Source organism: Pontibacter coccineus, from assembly GCF_030546575.1.
Classification (GTDB): domain Bacteria; phylum Bacteroidota; class Bacteroidia; order Cytophagales; family Hymenobacteraceae; genus Pontibacter; species Pontibacter coccineus.
The window spans coordinates 118,527-135,664 of record NZ_JAUOTN010000008.1 but is presented as its reverse complement, the minus strand read 5'-3'; the positions used below and the strand labels follow the sequence as shown (position 1 = coordinate 135,664).

General features: G+C 48.8%; 13 protein-coding genes. 10 read left to right on the top strand and 3 right to left on the bottom strand.

Going from position 1 to position 17,138, the window contains the following annotated elements; all coding sequences use genetic code 11:
- The first annotated feature begins 197 nt into the window (after positions 1-197).
- Complete coding sequence (locus Q4E40_RS17260) at positions 198-1,814, top strand: type I restriction-modification system subunit M (protein WP_303413914.1); 1,617 nt, start codon at positions 198-200, stop codon at positions 1,812-1,814.
- A gap of 28 nt (positions 1,815-1,842) precedes the next feature.
- Entirely contained in the window at positions 1,843-2,352 is a 510-nt protein-coding gene (locus Q4E40_RS17255; RefSeq protein ID WP_303413912.1) for a hypothetical protein, read from the top strand.
- A 73-nt stretch (positions 2,353-2,425) separates the two neighbouring features.
- Here the strand turns inward: Q4E40_RS17255 and Q4E40_RS17250 are convergent, their stop codons facing one another.
- The gene (locus tag Q4E40_RS17250) at positions 2,426-3,991 is read right to left on the bottom strand and encodes a reverse transcriptase/maturase family protein (RefSeq protein ID WP_303413910.1); all 1,566 of its coding nucleotides are present in this window, start codon (positions 3,989-3,991) and stop codon (positions 2,426-2,428) included.
- Between the two features lie 240 nt (positions 3,992-4,231).
- Between Q4E40_RS17250 and Q4E40_RS17245 the strand changes: the two genes are divergently transcribed.
- The 4 genes from Q4E40_RS17245 (at position 4,232) to Q4E40_RS17230 (ending at position 9,897) form a co-directional block, all read left to right on the top strand.
- Entirely contained in the window at positions 4,232-4,504 is a 273-nt protein-coding gene (locus Q4E40_RS17245) for a hypothetical protein (protein WP_303413908.1), read from the top strand.
- Positions 4,505-4,780: 276 nt separating this feature from the next.
- Positions 4,781-6,019, top strand: a complete 1,239-nt coding sequence (locus Q4E40_RS17240) for a restriction endonuclease subunit S (protein WP_303413906.1) — start codon at positions 4,781-4,783, stop codon at positions 6,017-6,019.
- The gene (locus Q4E40_RS17235) at positions 6,000-9,125 is read left to right on the top strand and encodes a type I restriction endonuclease subunit R (protein ID WP_303413904.1); all 3,126 of its coding nucleotides are present in this window, start codon (positions 6,000-6,002) and stop codon (positions 9,123-9,125) included. The genes Q4E40_RS17240 and Q4E40_RS17235 overlap by 20 nt, the downstream gene beginning before the upstream one ends.
- Before the next feature lie 112 nt (positions 9,126-9,237).
- On the top strand, positions 9,238-9,897 hold the full coding sequence (locus Q4E40_RS17230) for an SOS response-associated peptidase (RefSeq protein ID WP_303413902.1): 660 nt from the start codon (positions 9,238-9,240) through the stop codon (positions 9,895-9,897).
- Positions 9,898-10,227: 330 nt separating this feature from the next.
- Here the strand turns inward: Q4E40_RS17230 and Q4E40_RS17225 are convergent, their stop codons facing one another.
- Complete coding sequence (locus tag Q4E40_RS17225; protein ID WP_303413901.1) at positions 10,228-12,783, bottom strand: family 20 glycosylhydrolase; 2,556 nt, start codon at positions 12,781-12,783, stop codon at positions 10,228-10,230.
- A 218-nt stretch (positions 12,784-13,001) separates the two neighbouring features.
- On the opposite strand from Q4E40_RS17225, the gene Q4E40_RS17220 reads away from it, so the two are divergent.
- From Q4E40_RS17220 to Q4E40_RS17210, 3 genes are read left to right on the top strand one after another with little or no spacing between them, the layout of a single operon-like run.
- A complete protein-coding gene (locus Q4E40_RS17220) occupies positions 13,002-13,388 on the top strand; it encodes a c-type cytochrome (RefSeq protein ID WP_303413899.1) in 387 nt (128 codons plus the stop codon).
- Positions 13,389-13,397: 9 nt separating this feature from the next.
- A complete protein-coding gene (locus Q4E40_RS17215; RefSeq protein WP_303413898.1) occupies positions 13,398-13,964 on the top strand; it encodes a YceI family protein in 567 nt (188 codons plus the stop codon).
- Positions 13,965-13,966: 2 nt separating this feature from the next.
- Complete coding sequence (locus Q4E40_RS17210) at positions 13,967-14,860, top strand: DUF5777 family beta-barrel protein (RefSeq protein WP_303413896.1); 894 nt, start codon at positions 13,967-13,969, stop codon at positions 14,858-14,860.
- A 3-nt stretch (positions 14,861-14,863) separates the two neighbouring features.
- Here the strand turns inward: Q4E40_RS17210 and Q4E40_RS17205 are convergent, their stop codons facing one another.
- Positions 14,864-15,835 (bottom strand): aldo/keto reductase, encoded by a 972-nt coding sequence (locus Q4E40_RS17205; protein WP_303413894.1) that lies wholly within the window; start codon positions 15,833-15,835, stop codon positions 14,864-14,866.
- 198 nt (positions 15,836-16,033) lie between these two features.
- On the opposite strand from Q4E40_RS17205, the gene Q4E40_RS17200 reads away from it, so the two are divergent.
- Positions 16,034-17,131 carry a serine hydrolase domain-containing protein gene (locus Q4E40_RS17200; protein ID WP_303413892.1) on the top strand — a complete coding sequence of 366 codons (1,098 nt, stop codon included), beginning with the start codon at positions 16,034-16,036 and terminating at the stop codon, positions 17,129-17,131.
- Positions 17,132-17,138 lie beyond the last annotated feature (7 nt).

Sequence of the window (17,138 nt, the reverse complement as noted above, 5' to 3'; positions counted from 1 at the left end):
TGGAAGGCTGGTGATGCCTACAAGATATGTTATGTAACTGAAAACGCTATACCTGATAATTGTTTTATCTTCCAACTAAGAAATCAGAAGTGCACTGGTCATCAAATACATTTTAAGTAAACTATATTTTCCTCCTAACATATCTGGATATTTCCCTACCTTGTACCTTTGTTTTAACACAGAGTACATTAGCTTACATGGCCAAGAAGAATACCCCTACTGCCTCTCCCAAGGCGGATATAGATTTTGAAAACGAACTCTGGAATGCCGCCAACGAACTGCGCGGCGCTGTAGCCGAGAACCAGTACAAAGACTATGTGCTCTCGCTGCTGTTTCTGAAGCACCTCTCCGAGCGCTTTGAGATACGCAAGCAGGAGCTGCAGCTTTCATTCTTTGACCCGCAAAGCGACTACTATAACATAGAACAGCACGAACAGAATGAGGTGCTGGAAGACGAGCTGGAGTACCAGGTAAAGAACGTATACCGCATGCCAAATGAAGCGACCTGGACCTACCTGCGCGAGAACGCCGAGCAGGACGACATCAAGGTGAAAGTGGACCAGGCTTTTGTGCTGATCGACGAAATATTGAGCAAGCGCAACCCTGACTACAAAGGCGTACTGGAGCCGATCTTCGTGAAAAGCCAGCTCTCCCCTACGCAGGTGGCCGGGCTCATTAACCTGTTCTCTAAAGAGAAGTTCTCTGAGATCAACAACCCCGAGTCCGACATCTATGGCCGTGTGTATGAATACTACATCGGCAAGTTTGCCATGGCCGAAGGCTCCGGTGCAGGACAATTTTTTACGCCGGGCTCGGTGGTGCGTTTGCTCGTGGAGATGCTGGAGCCGCTCAAGGGCCGCATCATGGACCTGGCCTGCGGCTCGGGTGGTATGTTCGTGCAAAGCCTCAAGTTTCTGCAGGCGCATGGCGGCGACAAAAATGACATCTCCATTTACGGGCAGGAGCGCTACGAAGGCACGCTGCGCCTTTGCAAAATGAACCTGCTGCTGCGCAACCTCTCCTTCGACGTGAAGCTGGGCGACTCGCTGCTGCAGGACCGCTTCCCCGACCTGAAGGCCGACTACGCCCTCATGAACCCGCCATTCAACATCAGTAACTGGCACCCCGAGCTGCTGCCCGACAACGACCCGCGCCTCTTCGGGGCCAAAGACACCTTTACCACGCCCGGCAATGCCAACTACATGTGGTTCCAGACGCTGTGGCACCACCTCTCGGAGCGTGGCACGGCAGGCGTAGTGATGGCCAACGGCGCCATGACTACCGGAAGCGCCGGCGAAAAGAACGTGCGCGAGCACATGATACAGCAAGGCATGGTAGACTGTATTGTGCAGATGCCCGACAAGCTTTTCCTGACCACTGGCATACCGGCCTGTATCTTTATTTTGAGCAAGAACCGCGACGGCCGCGATGGCGAGCACCGCGAGCGCAAAAACGAGATCCTCTTCATTGATGCCCGCAAACTAGGCACGATGGCGAGCCGCCGCCTGCGCGTGTTCGAAGATGCCGACGTGGCCCGCATTGCCGGCACCTACCATACGTGGCGCAACCTGAGCGGCAGCTACACCGACACCGAAGGCTTCTGCAAAGCCGCTACCTTAGCCGAAGTGGCCGCCAATAACTACGTGCTCTCGCCGGGCCGCTACGTGGGCTCCGAAGCCGAGGAAGACGACGGCGTGCCGTTTGAAGAAAAAATGAAGGGCCTGACCACCGAACTGGCAGCTCAGTTTGAAGAAAGCGCCCTGCTGGAGAAGCGGATTCGGGAGAATCTAGAGGTAATTGGATTTGGGCTGTGATAATTTGAACACCTAATTAATTTTAAAGATGAGTCTATTAAGTAAAATATTCAGCAGCTCTAGTAGGGAAACAAAATTAGCTAAACAGCTATTAGATGATACTATACATTATATCACTGGCACAAAGCAATCACTTTTTACTAACGCTTATTTAAAGAAATATGAGAACAGTAAGGAGTTAGAATATTGGGCAATGTTAGTTGCTCTTTCTGCTGCTGACATTGGTGCAATTATGAATTTTGGTATTGATAGTACTCTTAGAATAAAGCTTCTTGCAACAATGATTAAAGAATTCGAGCAGATTAATCCACACATCAGACAAAACTTAATGTATAATCAAGCTTATGTAAAACAACATACAAATTCCAATACAAAGCCAAATGGTGAAAAGCCTTTAACAATTACAGAGGCTAACGGAGCATGGATTCTTTATTCATTAGACCAGGAAAATTTCTCATTATCTAGCCAAGAAAGTAGAATCGCAGCTAAAGAAGTTGGAATGTGGATATTCGACAAGTATGTGAAATACTGGGATTGAATTATCTAGAACCAAAGCCTAAGTTGCTGTTTGAGATATACTAAAATAAAAAGATAAGGAGGTAAACTACCTTTTACCTCCTTATCTTTTTAAGCTTCTTCTTTTTATGCTTGTGCTGTATTCGATCGCTTGTTTTCTTATTTAACTCAGCAAGTAGAACATCTAAGTGCTGCGCTATTTGCCCTCGGATTTCAGGAGCGCCCATTCCTTCCTTCTTTTTACCCTTATTATTATAGTAATACTTTTTGGAAGCATTCAAAGCATATGACAGGAAGTTTCGCTTTCCTAAATGTGTGTACCTTTCAAATAATTGTCTTTTGAAAATTTTCTCTCCTTTAGCATTAGGACTATAAGACATATAGACTGTCTTTATAATCCGTTTATGCATTTTTCGGAAATATCTAGACAAACTGGTGCTACGAATGAAGGTCTTATGGCCGTTAAACTCAAAGCCTAAATATTGTAGATTTTTATAGAAAAGCTCTTCATTCACAGCTTCATCAAAACCGGAAGCAAAGCCTATCTTATCAAAATTAAAACCTCTGAGCTTTCCTAACTTATCTTTAGAAAATAGTATTTTCTCTGTTTTTTTAGACTGAATTTTGAGATGATATTCTCCAATTCGATTTACAATCAGTTCATGATAATAGGCAACTTTGCTATTAGGTACAATTAGAATTATATCATCACAGTACCGCCTGTAGAAGAAGTTATCACTCCGGCTCAGCCTATAAATCTCTTCATCAAAGTCTATTAAATATATATTTGAAAGAAGAGCACTTATAGGAGACCCCTGAGGTATACCGAAATAGCGCATAGTCCCATCTGGTAAGGGTTCATAAGAATTATTCTGAACTATAATGTTCTTTTCTCTTAACTCGGCAAACTTATTTCTAAATTTTAGTCCGGGCACTAAGTCTGTTAGTGTAGGTTTTTTTTTAGTGCTCTTTTTATATTCTTCTAAGTCTACTTTATAGTGTTTTAACAAGGAAACATTGTTAACATAGCTGTACTTTGTAAGAGACCTAAAGACGTTATATTGATCATTGGGAAGCTCCTTATTAGCAACACCAATTACTTTACACCACTTTTCATTTAATTTTTGATGATCTATACTATCGAAGTAACCTTTTATATCCAAAGCTATGGCTGTACATGATCCAGTTCTTTTCACATAATCAAAAACTTCTTTAGCGAACTGGATATTACATTTACCATCAAGATCATTTCGATAGGCATAGACACAATTATCGAACCCCTCAACTTTTATATATTCCTGGTACCTCTGGGTTAAACAAAAAGAGTAAAAGCTATAGATGTACCTATCAAAATGAGAGGCAAATGAAATGGGTCTAGTTTTAGTTTCTAGACCGTAATTTTCTTTTCTTTCTTTAGCAGATAGGTGTGGACTGCCAGCAAATTCTTCTTGATACCTGTAACGTGGTGTCTTTAATTTGATTTTTACGAGCGGCTTGAATGAGTGTGCTGCAGCCTTATCTATAGAACTTACAATTTCTTTAATTTCTCCTTTGGATTTAGGAAAATCGAAGGGATGGTCGAAATGCAGGTAGGTCTTTTTCTTAAAATTCTTTAGGGTCTTCCTTTCCCAATCTTCCCAAAGTTGATCTGTATACAGCATTAGTAAAGGATATGTGATTTAATGGGAGCTTAGGCTACGGACACTCTTCGAGTCTTCATCCATGCTTACAAATTAGTACCCAAAGAAAATGCAAAGCATCCTCCCCGGTCCGCAGAGGAATTTCACCTCTTAGAAGCCCTATCTCCACTCTTAGCTAAGCATCACTGCTTCGCACTACAGACTGTAACTACCTCACAAGTCTTCACATAACAGCCCTCCAAGGAATTTAACCCTCAGACGTTGGCATTCACCTTCGGCATTAAGGCCAATTACTTGGCCCTGGGGAATTTTAATAGAAACAAGATGACGGCAGTAAACTTAATCCTCAACCTCACATCTCTGGCGACCTGCATGGTGGCGGGAGATACATATGGTTCAATCCTTGCCATGCTAAGTAGTCTCAGCGTGGTTTTGGAAATGAGCACTAAATTGCGTACCTTTAATCCTGTACCCTTGAATCAACATCAAGGCGAATATGCCATAGCTATATATATGCCAGTTCTAATAAGCTAACAAATTTCAATTCGATATTTATTAGTTCAATCTTTTACCGCTTCTCTTCACACACCTCAAGTGACTAATAATCAACGACATATAAACATGTTCTCTGGTAAAGATTATTTTTAACTACAATATTAGCATCAAGACATATTGTCATATAAACTATGACAATGCCAAATATTATACATAAACTATAGCTTTATCTATATAGTTTGATTAAGTCATGTAAATTTGTCATCTTTTGAATTGGGACACCAGATTAAATGTTAATCTGGATGAATAAAGCTAATGATGTCAAATTGGATTACATACAAACTATCTGAAGTATGCGTTAAAATAGGCAGCGGAGCCACACCAAAAGGTGGTAAATCTGCTTATATCTCTGAAGGTATCACATTAATCAGAAGCCAGAATGTGCTTGACTTTACTTTCACTGAAGATGGCTTAGCTTTTATAAATGAAGCACAGGCCAAAGCTTTAGCTAATGTAGAAGTTCAGGAGCGCGATGTGCTGATAAACATTACTGGCGATTCTGTTTCTAGAGTATGCCAGGTGCCGAATGCTTATTTACCAGCAAGGGTGAACCAACACGTTGCTATACTTCGTACTAATACTTCTAAACTTTCTCCTGAATTCCTGAAGTACAGCTTGCTGACAAAGTTTAATAAAGACAGACTTTTATCACTCGCTTCTACTGGTGCGACACGCAATGCCTTGACCAAAGGTATGCTAGAAGAATTTGAAATTTTAGCACATGTGGAGGTGTCAGTTCAGAACCGCATAGCCGAAATCTTAACCGCGCTGGATGACAAAATAGAGCTGAACTGCCGCATGAACGAAACGCTGGAGCAAATGGCGCAAACGCTCTTCCGGAAGTGTTTCGTGGATGGTATTGATGAAGAAAACCAAGAGGCAATCAGTCTGCTAGATTTTGCAAATCTAATAGGTGGAGGCACACCTAAAACATCAGTGAGTGAATACTGGGACGGAGACATACTTTGGGTATCTGCTAAAGATGTTACTCCGAATGACGGCACATTTATAATTGCGACAGAAAAGAAGATTACAGATATTGGTTTATTTAAAAGTAGTGCTAAGTTTATTCCGCAGTTCTCAACAATAATCACAGCAAGAGGAACCGTAGGAAAACTATGTATAGCCTCAGTTGAAATGACGATCAGCCAATCAAACTACGCTCTTAAAGCAAAGTATAAAAATGCTGATTTTGTGCTCTTTCAGATCATTCAACATCAAATAGAAGAACTACAAAGAAATAGCTACGGAACAGTATTCGATACAATCACAACCAACACGTTGCGTGACATCAAAATTACTGTTCCTGCTCAGGACAAAGTAATTGCACTTGAAGAAAAGCTCAAGCCACTATACCTGAAAATTCACGCTAACTTAAAGGAGAATATTACTTTATCTAATACTAGAGACGCGCTCCTCCCCAAACTCATCTCGGGAGAAATTGATGTAATGCAAATCAAACCGGAAGAGCTGCATGAGCCAGTACTTAGCTGAAGAAGCCATTGAGCAAGCGGCCATTGACTGGTTGCGCGAACAGGAGCCCTATACCTATCAACACGGCTCCGAGATAAAGCGCGACCTGAGTAAAGTCGTGCTCGAAGACGTGTTTGAGGCCTTTCTGCAGCGCCGCTACCCGCAGGTGCCGCAAAAAGTGCTGGCCGAGCTGAAGCAGGAGTTCCTCTACAATTCCGGCGCAGACCTGCACCAGCGCAACCACGCCTTCCACCTCAAGCTCAGCAAAGGCATCAGCAAAACCTGGAAAGACGAAACCGGCAAACAGCACTTCGGCCACTTCTACCCCATCGCCTACGACGATATTTCGCAGAACGAATTTCGGGTGGTCAACCAGTTTACCATCATCGGCAAAAGCAAGCGCATCCCCGACCTCATCATTTTCGTGAACGGACTGCCGCTGGTGCTCTTCGAATTCAAAAACCTGTTCAGCCAGGACGCCACCGTAGAAGCTGCCTACAACCAGGTGCAGCACTATACCTACCAGATTCCGCAGCTCTTCGAATACAATGCCCTGACCGTCGTGAGCGATGGACAAACTACCCTGCACGGCATGTACAGCAGCGGCTTGGAGTGGTTTGCCGCCTGGAAAAGTATAGACGGCAAAGAGGTGATCCCGTCTGGATTCGCACTGGAGACCCTGATCAAAGGTTTGCTAGTGCCCGAGCGCCTCTTGCAATACGTGCGCCACTACATATTCCACGAGGCCGACAAAGGCCAACTGATCAAGAAAGGCGCCAAGCACCACCAGTTCTTCGGTATACAGTACGCCCTGCAGCAAACACTGCAGTCCGTAAAGCCCTACGGCGACGGCCGCATTGGCGTGGTGTGGCACACTACCCGCTCCGGCAAAAGTATTACCATGGCCATTTACACCGGCATCCTGCGCCAGCTGCCCGAGCTCAAGAACCCGACTATTGTGGTGCAGGTAGACCGCTTCGACCTCAACCGCCAGCTCTTCGACGATTTCGTGGCCGCCAAAGACCTGGTAGGTGAAGTGCGCATTGCCAACACCACCGACGAGCTGCGCAGCCTGCTCAGCGGTGATAGCGGCGGCGTGGTGTTTAGCACCGTGCAGAAGTTCAACCTGAAAGACAACGCCAACGGCCGCGAGCTGGAGCACCCCGTCCTGAGCACCCGCGACAACATCATCGTAATTGCCGACGAGTGCCACCGCACGCAGTACGGCCTGGTGCAGGGCTTTGCCAACAACCTGCGCCGCGCCCTGCCGCAAGCCAGCTTCATCGGCTTCACCGGCACGCCCGTCGACAGCAAAGACGCTGACACCGTAGCCGTGTTCGGCGATATCATCCATACCTACGACATCCGCCAGGCCACCGAAGACAAAGCCGTAGTGCCGATCTACTACGAGCCGCGCCTGGCCAAACTGCACCTCGGCAACGAGCAGCTCGAAGAAGAAGCAGAGGAGATTACGGGCGGGCTGGAAGAAAACGAAAAGAACAAAATACTGTGGGCCGCCATGGAAGATGCCGCTGGTTCTGCCGCCCGCGTCGAAGCCATCGCCAAAGACATCCTGCAGCACTATATCTCCCGCACCAGGTATGGCGCGAGTGTGGAGGGCAAAGCAATGATCGTGTGCATGAGCCGCCGCAACTGCGTGAAGCTCTATGATGCCCTCACAGCGCTGGAAGGCTGCCCTGAAGTGGCCGTGATCATGACCACGAACATTGCCAAAGACCCACCTGCATGGAATCCGCATGTGCGCTCCAAAGAGCAGATGGAGGAAGTAAAATCCCGCTTCAAAAATCCAGACGATCCGCTCAAACTCGTGATCGTGCGTGACATGTGGCTCACAGGCTTCGACAACCCTGCCATGCATACCTTATATGTCGACAAAGTGATGAGCGGCCACAACCTGATACAGGCCGTCAACCGCGTCGCCACCGTATTCCGTGACAAGCCCAGCGGCCTGATCGTGGACTACATAGGTATAGGCAACCGACTACGTGATGCTACCAAGAAGTATACCTCCGCAGGAGGCGAAGGCAAAGTAGCTTTTGATATTGAAGAGGCATTTGAACTGGCGAAGGAAACGATTTCGCAGTTGCGGGAAATGCTGCCGGGTGGGCCTGTTACCATCGCAGGAAAGCTTGCAGTAGATCAACAGCCATCTACACCCCTATGGTCCCCTCAAGGGGACAGTTTGGTCTTTGCTTCGGTGCACGCAGCTATACCTTACTTCTCGGCTATACCTAAAACCGAAAAGTTCAAGCTGGTACAGCACGTCGTGAACCACCTTGTAGCCGAAGATGAGCTTAGCAAGGTTTTCATGCTGAACGAAAAGAAACTCAGCAGCCTCGCTCCTATCATCAAAAGCCACGACAACATTAATGAGCTTGCAGCAGACATTGTATACCTGCAGCATGTAGGCGCAGCCTTACGCAAGGCTAAGAATCCGGATCGTAACATCCGGAAAGCAGCTACCCAGGTAAAAGATCTGATTCACCGCTCCATCGAAAGCGAAGAAGTAGTCGATGTGTTCCAGATGGCAGGTATAGAGCGCTTCGACATTTCCATCATCAACGATGATTTCCTGGCAACTGCCAAAGAACAGAAGACCGGTAATGAGCTGAAGTTGGAGCTTCTGCGTCAGATCATGAACAATGAAATAAAATTGCGATCCAGCAAAAACCTGGTGAAGTATAAGAGGCTGAAAGAGGAAGTTGAACGCATAATAGCCGACTACCACAACCACTTTTTCGACAGTCTGGTCGCCATGGAGAAACTCCGTGAAGTAGCCCGGCAAATGCAGGAAGAAGACGAGCGCCGCAACCAGCTCGGCATCACAGACGAAGAAGAAGCCTTTTACGAGATTCTGGCTAACCACCCCAACGCCGTGCAGGACTTCGACCTGATCAAAGAACTCGTGCAGAAGATTCTATCCGAAGTAAAGAAAAGTGCCCGTCAACCTGACTGGTACAAAAAAGAGGATACTAAAGCCCAGCTACAACTCGCCGTTAAAAAGGTGCTGCGTTTTAAAGTAAAATACGAGCTGCAGGAGATACTCGATGAAATCATGGAGCAGGCCGAAGCTAGGTATAGGGAGTTTGGGATGAGTGTCGCGTAACAACATCTTTCGTAGGGACAAGTCGCGACCTTTCCCTACTTGCTAATAGACTCAACAGCCAATCTACCCCCAACATCGTAAAACATAATCTATACCAACAACACCATTCACCATGTGCGGCAGATACTCGGCACTAGCTAAACCAAAGGGAAAATCGAAAGCGGCGAAGCTTTTGGCGAAAAGCCTGAACGAAGCCCATTACAATGCGGCTCCTTCGCAGACCCTGCCCGTTGTCACAAACGATCATCCTGATGCTATCCAGTTCTTTTCCTGGGGGCTGCAGCCTTTTTGGGCGAAAGATGCAAAAGCGGTGAAGCGGGCAATCAATGCCAGGGCTGAAACGCTCGCTGAAAAACCCTCCTTCCGCAAACTGCTGGACTCGAAGCGCTGCCTCGTGCCGGCTGATGGTTTCTTTGAATGGCAAGTAACGGAACATGGTAAGGTTCCCTACCGCATACTCCTAAAGGAAGAAGATACGTTCAGTTTTGTCGGTCTTTGGGATGAGTGGTTGGATAAAAGCACGGGGGAGCTTCTGCATACCTACACCATCATCACGACCGAGGCCAATGAGCTGGTGAAGCCGATCCACGACCGCATGCCTGTCATCCTTTCACCGGAAGCAGAAGAACTCTGGCTGGATGCACATGAATCGCAGGAAGAGCTACTTTCGTTGCTCAAACCCTATGATGCAAACCAAATGAAAGCCTACCCGGTGTCCCCCCTGGTAAACGCAGCCCAAAACAACGTACCGGAAATACTGAACTCCCTGTAGCCGCAGGGGCGTTTCCCTCTCCTTTCTGTCATCCTGAAAGGATCTTGGTAGCGAGTAGCATAGGCTTAACCTCCCTTCTCACAAGATTCTTTACAGAATGGCAAGAGAATTTTAACCTGTCTGCTTAAAATGAAACGAACCGGTTAACAGCCAGCAAAACAATCTCCTCTAAACTTCTGTATTAGTCAGAACAAGCTGCAAGCTCGCACTAGCAAAGGACGTAAAAAAGCCCCTCCATAAATGGAGGGGCTTTTATTTTACTACTTGTATCTCGGTATCTCGCCGCCAAAAAAAACTCCGCCGCGGGCAGAAAACCCTTCTACCCCACTCTTAACTCGTTTTATTCCCAACCTTCACGACACGGCCAGACCGTCCCGAAGGTGAAAACACCTTCAATTTCACCTCCCCTTTTGCGCTGAGCGGGCCTGTGTATACCTTGCTCTTTTCAGTTGGCTCCGAACCGTCTGTGGTATAGCGGATGATGAAGCCAGGCAGCTGCACATTGGCCATTACTTTTCCGTTTTCCAGGACAGCCCCGGCGGTCGGGATGCGATACTGGAAGCCTCCGGCATAATGGCTTAGGCGCGGGAGCTCCCTTTTACCCAACACATTCACAAAGGCAGACCAGGCCTGGTTGTAGGCAGCTTCTGCTTTGGCAGCATCGGGCTCTGTTGCCCATGCCGGGTCGGGTGCCCAGGCGCGCTCAGCCAAACCCAGCAGTTTAGGCAGAAGCATGTACTCCAGTCTCTCCGGGGTTTTGATCATCTCAGACCAAAGCGGCGCCTGCAAGCCCACAATATTCGTCCGTCCAAAGGCAGTCAGTCGTTCTTTCCCTTTGAAGACTACTGCCGGGTTGATCGGATCGTTGTTTGTATCCACCTTTTGGTTCTTCATGTAGTCGTACGGAATGAAGTAGAAGGGCTTGTCCAGGTCCAGGTAACCGGCCCAGTACAGTCCCGGCTCTTCGTAGGCTTTCTGGTAAGTCAGATCCAGGTATAGGTTGGAGGCGTTGGTCAACACAACCTTGTAGCCGGCATTCGCCATGCGATAAGCCAGATCCTCGGCGCCCCACAGGTTGTTCCAGACGTCCACATGAAAGTTTTTGGCCTTGAAATCCTGGTTGGGCACATACACTTTCTTTCCGTTCTGCTCCACCCTTGTCAGGCCAATTTCTTCCCAACCCGACAGGTATAGGTTACGGGCATTCAGCATGTCGTTCACCTTGCCGAAGTAATAATCCCAAAGATCATATTTACCCTTTACCTCCGGGTTAGCCGCCATCAGAGCCTCTACGGCAGGAGACTTCTCCCACACGCCATTGGGCACTTCGTCGCCGCCCATGTGGATGGTCTGGATTGGGGCACCGGCTTCCTTATACATCACCAGGATCTCGTCTACCACCTTTTCGAGGAAGGCATAGGTAGAGGGCAGTGCCACATTGATCACGTTATCGTTCCAGTTCTGCACCGAGCGATACACCGATTTATCCTCCAGGTCGCGGAGCAGGTAGCGTTTTGCTTCTTCAGGTTTCCCCTCCTGCATCAGGCGGGCATAACGGGAGTCCATTGATTTAATAGCGGCCCGGGCATGCCCCGGTGTTTCGATCTCCGGAATGACCTTGATGTGGCGTTCCGTCGCATACTTCAGGATCCCGATAAAGTCCGCTTTAGTATAGTGCCCGCTGCCGCTGGTTTTATCGGCATCCGGACCTGAACCCAGCGAAGGCTGCAGCTGATTCATTTCATCCATGGTATGGCCTCGTCTGCCGCCCACTTCTGTCAGCTCTGGCAGGCCCGGAATTTCCAGGCGCCATCCTTCGTCATCATTCAGGTGAAAGTGCAGCACGTTCAGTTTGTAGAGCGCCATCAGATCGAGCACCTTCAGCACCTGTTCCTTCGACTGAAAGTTGCGGGACACATCCATTATAAAGGCCCGGTGCCCAAAACGCGGGGCATCCGAAACACGCACGCCAGGCAGTGAAACAGATCGTTGTAGTTTAGTCAGTGCCACTGCTGGTATCAGGGTTTTCAGCGATTGTGTTCCGTAAAAGGCACCAGCCGGTGTAGAGGCGGCAATCACCATTTCCTGCGGACTCACCTGCAGCTCATAGGCTTCAGGCCCCAGCCCTTTTTTCTGCTGCAAACGGATCGCCTTGCCCGTACCCAGCATACTGATCACCGGCTTTTTGCCGAAAACGGTGCCCAGGTGGTCAGCCAGCAAAGAAGCCTCGCGCATGAAAGCCGCATCTGTTACAATAGGTATAGCTGAGGTCATCGTAAAAGGCTGGCCGGTTTCATGGTAGACAGCCGGCGTCGGAAATACCTTGGTTAGCTTTTCCTCCGGGATGTCGGCGATCACCTTGTTTTGCGCATAGACATCTTTCGCCTGCAGCCAATCTACCCAGGGCTGGTCCGGCTTTTTTACGCTGATCTGCGCGGTAGCATGTCCTTTGGACTTGTCATGGTCCCAGACCAGATAAAACCCATGTGGTGTCCGGGAGTCGTTCACGACCAGCCCGCCGGAAACAAGCTCGATGCGCTGCGAAGCCCCCGGTGCAAGCTCCTTGAAGGAAGCAGTCGGTGCCAGGTAACGCAGGTCGCCATTCACATGCTCTACCTTAACAGGTGCATTTTCGGCTTTGGGTTTCAGGGCTGGGAAAGAATGAAAGTACAAGGCCCACCCGCTGGCCGGTAAAGGCAATTCGCCTGTGTTGGTGAGGGTGAGTGTTGCCAGTGTCTGCGGCTTGTTTTCATACTTTCCATCGGCTACTTCATAAGTCAGCTGCAGATTCTTTGGGTCGAAATGGCTTTTGTTTTCCTGCGCAAAGGCATTTGCAAAAAGCAGGGCAAAGAGGGCGCATAAAACGGCCGGGAGGTTCTTTCTCATGTTATCTAAATAAACAGGCGTGTCGATCTATGCTGAAATATAGCACAAAATAGGTAGAACGGAAATCCTATACCTGCACAAAACCGCAAGATTGATGTGACAACTCAATTTAGCTTGTCAGGTGCATGGATTTTATTTCAGACCAAGGCAACCATCCGGAAAAAGTCTCCGTGATGGGGGCACCAGGATGAAAAGGACGAGAACTAATCAAGGGAATCATGACAACAACTTATACTGCGATAAACAAACTGATGCTGGGCATCCTCCTTTTGGCTGCTGCGGCCTGTGCTGACGACAATGAAGAAGATCTGATGCCGCAGCAGCCCGCTCAGCAATGTGACACAAACACGGTTACTTTTTCGGGTAGCGTGGTGCCCATACTGGCTACCAACTGCTACGCCTGCCATGCAGCCAACATCGCAGAGGGCGGTGTGGTACTGAGTAATTACAGCGGTGTAAAGACAAAGGTAGACGAAGGCCGGCTGATTGGCGCTATCACACATGCGCCGGGCTTCGTTCCGATGCCACAGGGCGCTTCAAAACTCTCAGCTTGTGATATTGACAAAATAAAGAAATGGGTAGCTGACGGCGCCCCGAACAACTGATCTCGCATCATGAAACACCTCATCCTGGTCATATTTCTCGTGCTAACCATTTTTGCTGATGTGGTGGCACAAACGCGTTTCATCACAAAAACAGGCCATATCTGGTTCTTTTCAGATGCTCCCCTGGAAGACATTGAAGCACATAACAAAAAGGTGGTTTCTGTTCTTGATATCAGCACCGGCGAATTGGTCTTTTCGGTACCGATGAAGGAGTTTCAGTTCCAGAAGTCCCTGATGCAAACGCATTTCAATGAAAATTATGTGGAGTCGGACAAGTATCCGAAGGCCACTTTCAAGGGGAAAATAACGAACATGGGGACGGTTGACCTAACCAGGGATGCGGCCTATCAGGTGCGGGTTCAAGGCGTGCTGAACATTCATGGGAAGGACAAAGCCATCGACACCCCGGGCACACTTGAAGTGAAGGATGGGCGACTTTATGGCAGATCCACCTTCTCCGTCACGCCCCAGGAGTTCGACATAAAGATCCCCCGGCTTGTACGAAACAACATCGCCAGGCAAATAGACATAACCGTGGATATCCTGTATGCACCCCTAACCGGTAACAGCTTATAACGATGATAAAGAAATGGTTTCTCGTGGTGCTGGTTTGCCTGCCGACAGTCTTTGTGCAGGCACAGGACGAACTGCTCAAAATAGCGGAAGCCAGTGATAGTACAAGCTCCGACCAGGTGACCGGAACCTTTAAGGCCACACGCCTGGTCAACGGGCATACGGTGGAAACGAACAGCGAGGGCGTGCTGCTTTTTCTGATCTCCCACCGGTTCGGCACCCTGAACAGCGGCGCCTATGAACTTTTTGGGCTCGACCAGGCCACCATACGCCTCGGGCTGGAGTACGGCATAACAGACAGGCTTGACATTGGTGTAGGCAGGAGTTCGCTGGAAAAGACCTTTGACGGTTTTCTAAAGTATAAGCTGCTGCAGCAACAAACCGATAAGGGTTGGCCGGTCACGCTCACACTCTTTTCCAGCGCGGCTGTCCGGTCGCTGAAATGGCCGGAAGAAGAAAACAATTTGGAATTCAGGCACCGCTTAGCGTATACGCAACAGGTACTCTTAGCCCGGAAATTTACCGAGCGTCTCTCGCTCCAACTGTCCCCCACCCTCGTTCACCACAACCTCGTTCCACTTCGTCAGGATGAGAACAATGTGTTTGCCTTGGGTGGTGGCGGACGCTACAAGATCACCAAACGGACTTCTTTCAACGCAGAATATTATTACCTGCTCTCTCACCAGACCCGCCAGGATTTCCGGAATGGCCTTTCTCTTGGGTTTGATATCGAGACCGGCGGACACGTTTTCCAGCTTATCTTCACAAATGCCCAGGGCATGGTCGAGAAGTTCTTTGTCTCCCGGAACACAGGCTACTGGTCTGACGGGGATATCTATTTTGGCTTTAACATTTCACGTGTTTTTGATCTGAAGGGAAAAGAGAAACAGGAATGGTAAGCACTACTGCGACCACTCCGTAGGCTTCCGGTCCCAGCGGTGCGTTTTGAGCTGCTCCAGCAGTTCGTCTGGCAAACCTTTCCCTTCGCTGGCCTGCAAATTGGCCTGCACGTGGTGTGCTTTGCGCATACCAGGTATAGTGGTGCTCACATCCGGATTGCTGAGGATAAAGCGCAGCGCCATCTCCGCCATGGTCATGCCAGCAGGTATAAGCGGTTTCAGCTGGTCGGCATGGTCCACGCTGGCTTTCAGATTTTCGGGCACAAAGTAAGTGCTGCGCCAGTCGTCTTTCGGGAAAGTGGTTTCAGTTGTAAAAGTGCCTGTCAGTGTGCCTTCATCAAAAGGAACGCGGGCGATGGTGGCGATGTCCAGTTCGCGGCAAAGCGGGAAAAGGCTGTCTTCCGGCGCCTGATCGAAAATGTTATAGATGACCTGCACGCTGCTGATGTGGCCGGTGTGCAAGGTTTGGAGCACATTGTCAGCTTCCCAGCGATTCACGCTCACGCCCATGTGCTGAATTTTGCCATCTGCTTTCAGCTTCTCCACTGCCCGCTGCCATTCTTCCTGCTGTGCCCAGCTGTCTTCCCAGACATGAAACTGTTGCAGGTCGATCGTTTCCACCCCCAGGTTCTGCAGGCTTTTCTCGGTATAGGCAATGATATGGTCGGCAGGGAAACAGTCTTCGAGCTTGTCAGATGCTTTCGATGGCCACTTCATATTTTTAGGTGGAATCTTCGTCGCCACGTAGAGGCGCTTTTCCGGGTTACGCTTGAGCAGGCGGCCGAGTATCTGTTCGCTCCTCCCCTTGCCGTAGCCCCAGGCGGTATCAAAAAAGTTGCAGCCGCCTTCCACGGCCAGGTCCAATGAGCGGTCTGACTGCTGGTCATCCGAACCGGTCCACCCAGCCATCCCCCACATCCCGTACCCTATTTCGCTCACTTGCCAGCCTGTGCGGCCGAATCTTCTGTACTCCATACCTTGCTTCTTTATCTGCTTTGTTCTGCCCTAATACTGGTGTAAATATACGAGAGTTGTCGTTCTCCCCGGCTTAAGTTAAAAGGCATTGCGATTTTCCGGGGCAGATGCTTATATTAGGCTTCTCATATACCACACCCCATGACACCCATGCTGAAAAACCTTTGGAAAAAAGCTACGCTTACAACACTTGCATTAATGACTCTCACTCTCTCCGGCCATGCACAGGAAGCAAAAACCGAAGCGGATCTACAGGCCCTCATGAAGCAGCATGATATGGTCGGACTGGCGGTGGTCGTGGTGAAGAAAGGTGAAATTGTCTACAACAAATCCTTTGGCCTGAAGGATGTCGAAAGCCAGACACCACTTTCCAACAACGACATTTTCAGGATCGCCTCGATCTCCAAGTCCTTTACCGTGACAGGCCTGATGCAATTGATCGAAGCGGGAAAGCTTTCATTGGATGATGATGTGAGCAAGCTGGTCGGCTTTCAGGTGCGCAACCCAAAATATCCCAATAAGGTTATTACCCTGCGGATGATGCTGTCGCATACCTCCAGCATAAACGACAGCCAGGGCTACTTTACCCTTGATACCATCGATCCTGCCAAGAACCCGAACTGGGCTGCCTGCTACAACAACTACGAGCCCGGCACAAGCTATGAGTACTGCAACCTGGGATTCAATATAGCCGGCACTATCCTGGAGAAACTATCCGGTGAGCGCTTCGACCAGTACGTGAAGCACCATGTCCTGAACCCACTGGGACTGTACGGCGGCTATAATGTAGACTCCCTGGACACCAGTCGCTTCGTGACCTTGTATGAATACAATGCTGACTCCAGCAGCTTCACCCCCTCACCCTCGGCCTACAACCCGCGCCGGCAGGAAATACAAAACTACAAAATGGGACAAAGCACCCCTATTTTCTCGCCTACCGGCGGCATGAAAATGTCAGCCACCGACCTGGCAAAGTACATGACCATGCACCTGAACAAAGGCGAGTACAAAGGCACCCGGATCATCTCGAAGAAGAGTGCCAAAAAGATGCAGGAGAAGATCGCCGACAATGGCTACGGTCTGGCGCTCAAGACCGAGAAAAACCTGATTCCCGGTAAGGCCCTGGTTGGGCACACAGGCAACGCTTACGGACTCTACAGCGCCATGTTCTTTCAGCCTAAAGAGCAGTTCGGGTTTGTGGTGATCACCAATGGGACTAGCGCACCGGAAGTGAATGAGTATAACCTGGCACTGGCAGAAATCATCAACAGCCTCTACAACAACTTCATTAAATAACATAAAA

Excerpts from the sequence above, each read along its gene's own strand:
- Q4E40_RS17260 (WP_303413914.1), top strand. The coding sequence starts at position 198 with ATGGCCAAGAAGAATACCCCTACTGCCTCTCCCAAGGCGGATATAGAT.
- Q4E40_RS17255 (WP_303413912.1), top strand. The coding sequence starts at position 1,843 with ATGAGTCTATTAAGTAAAATATTCAGCAGCTCTAGTAGGGAAACAAAA.
- Q4E40_RS17250 (WP_303413910.1), bottom strand. The coding sequence starts at position 3,991 with ATGCTGTATACAGATCAACTTTGGGAAGATTGGGAAAGGAAGACCCTA.
- Q4E40_RS17240 (WP_303413906.1), top strand. The coding sequence starts at position 4,781 with ATGATGTCAAATTGGATTACATACAAACTATCTGAAGTATGCGTTAAA.
- Q4E40_RS17235 (WP_303413904.1), top strand. The coding sequence starts at position 6,000 with ATGAGCCAGTACTTAGCTGAAGAAGCCATTGAGCAAGCGGCCATTGAC.
- Q4E40_RS17230 (WP_303413902.1), top strand. The coding sequence starts at position 9,238 with ATGTGCGGCAGATACTCGGCACTAGCTAAACCAAAGGGAAAATCGAAA.
- Q4E40_RS17225 (WP_303413901.1), bottom strand. The coding sequence starts at position 12,783 with ATGAGAAAGAACCTCCCGGCCGTTTTATGCGCCCTCTTTGCCCTGCTT.
- Q4E40_RS17220 (WP_303413899.1), top strand. The coding sequence starts at position 13,002 with ATGACAACAACTTATACTGCGATAAACAAACTGATGCTGGGCATCCTC.
- Q4E40_RS17215 (WP_303413898.1), top strand. The coding sequence starts at position 13,398 with ATGAAACACCTCATCCTGGTCATATTTCTCGTGCTAACCATTTTTGCT.
- Q4E40_RS17210 (WP_303413896.1), top strand. The coding sequence starts at position 13,967 with ATGATAAAGAAATGGTTTCTCGTGGTGCTGGTTTGCCTGCCGACAGTC.
- Q4E40_RS17205 (WP_303413894.1), bottom strand. The coding sequence starts at position 15,835 with ATGGAGTACAGAAGATTCGGCCGCACAGGCTGGCAAGTGAGCGAAATA.
- Q4E40_RS17200 (WP_303413892.1), top strand. The coding sequence starts at position 16,034 with ATGACTCTCACTCTCTCCGGCCATGCACAGGAAGCAAAAACCGAAGCG.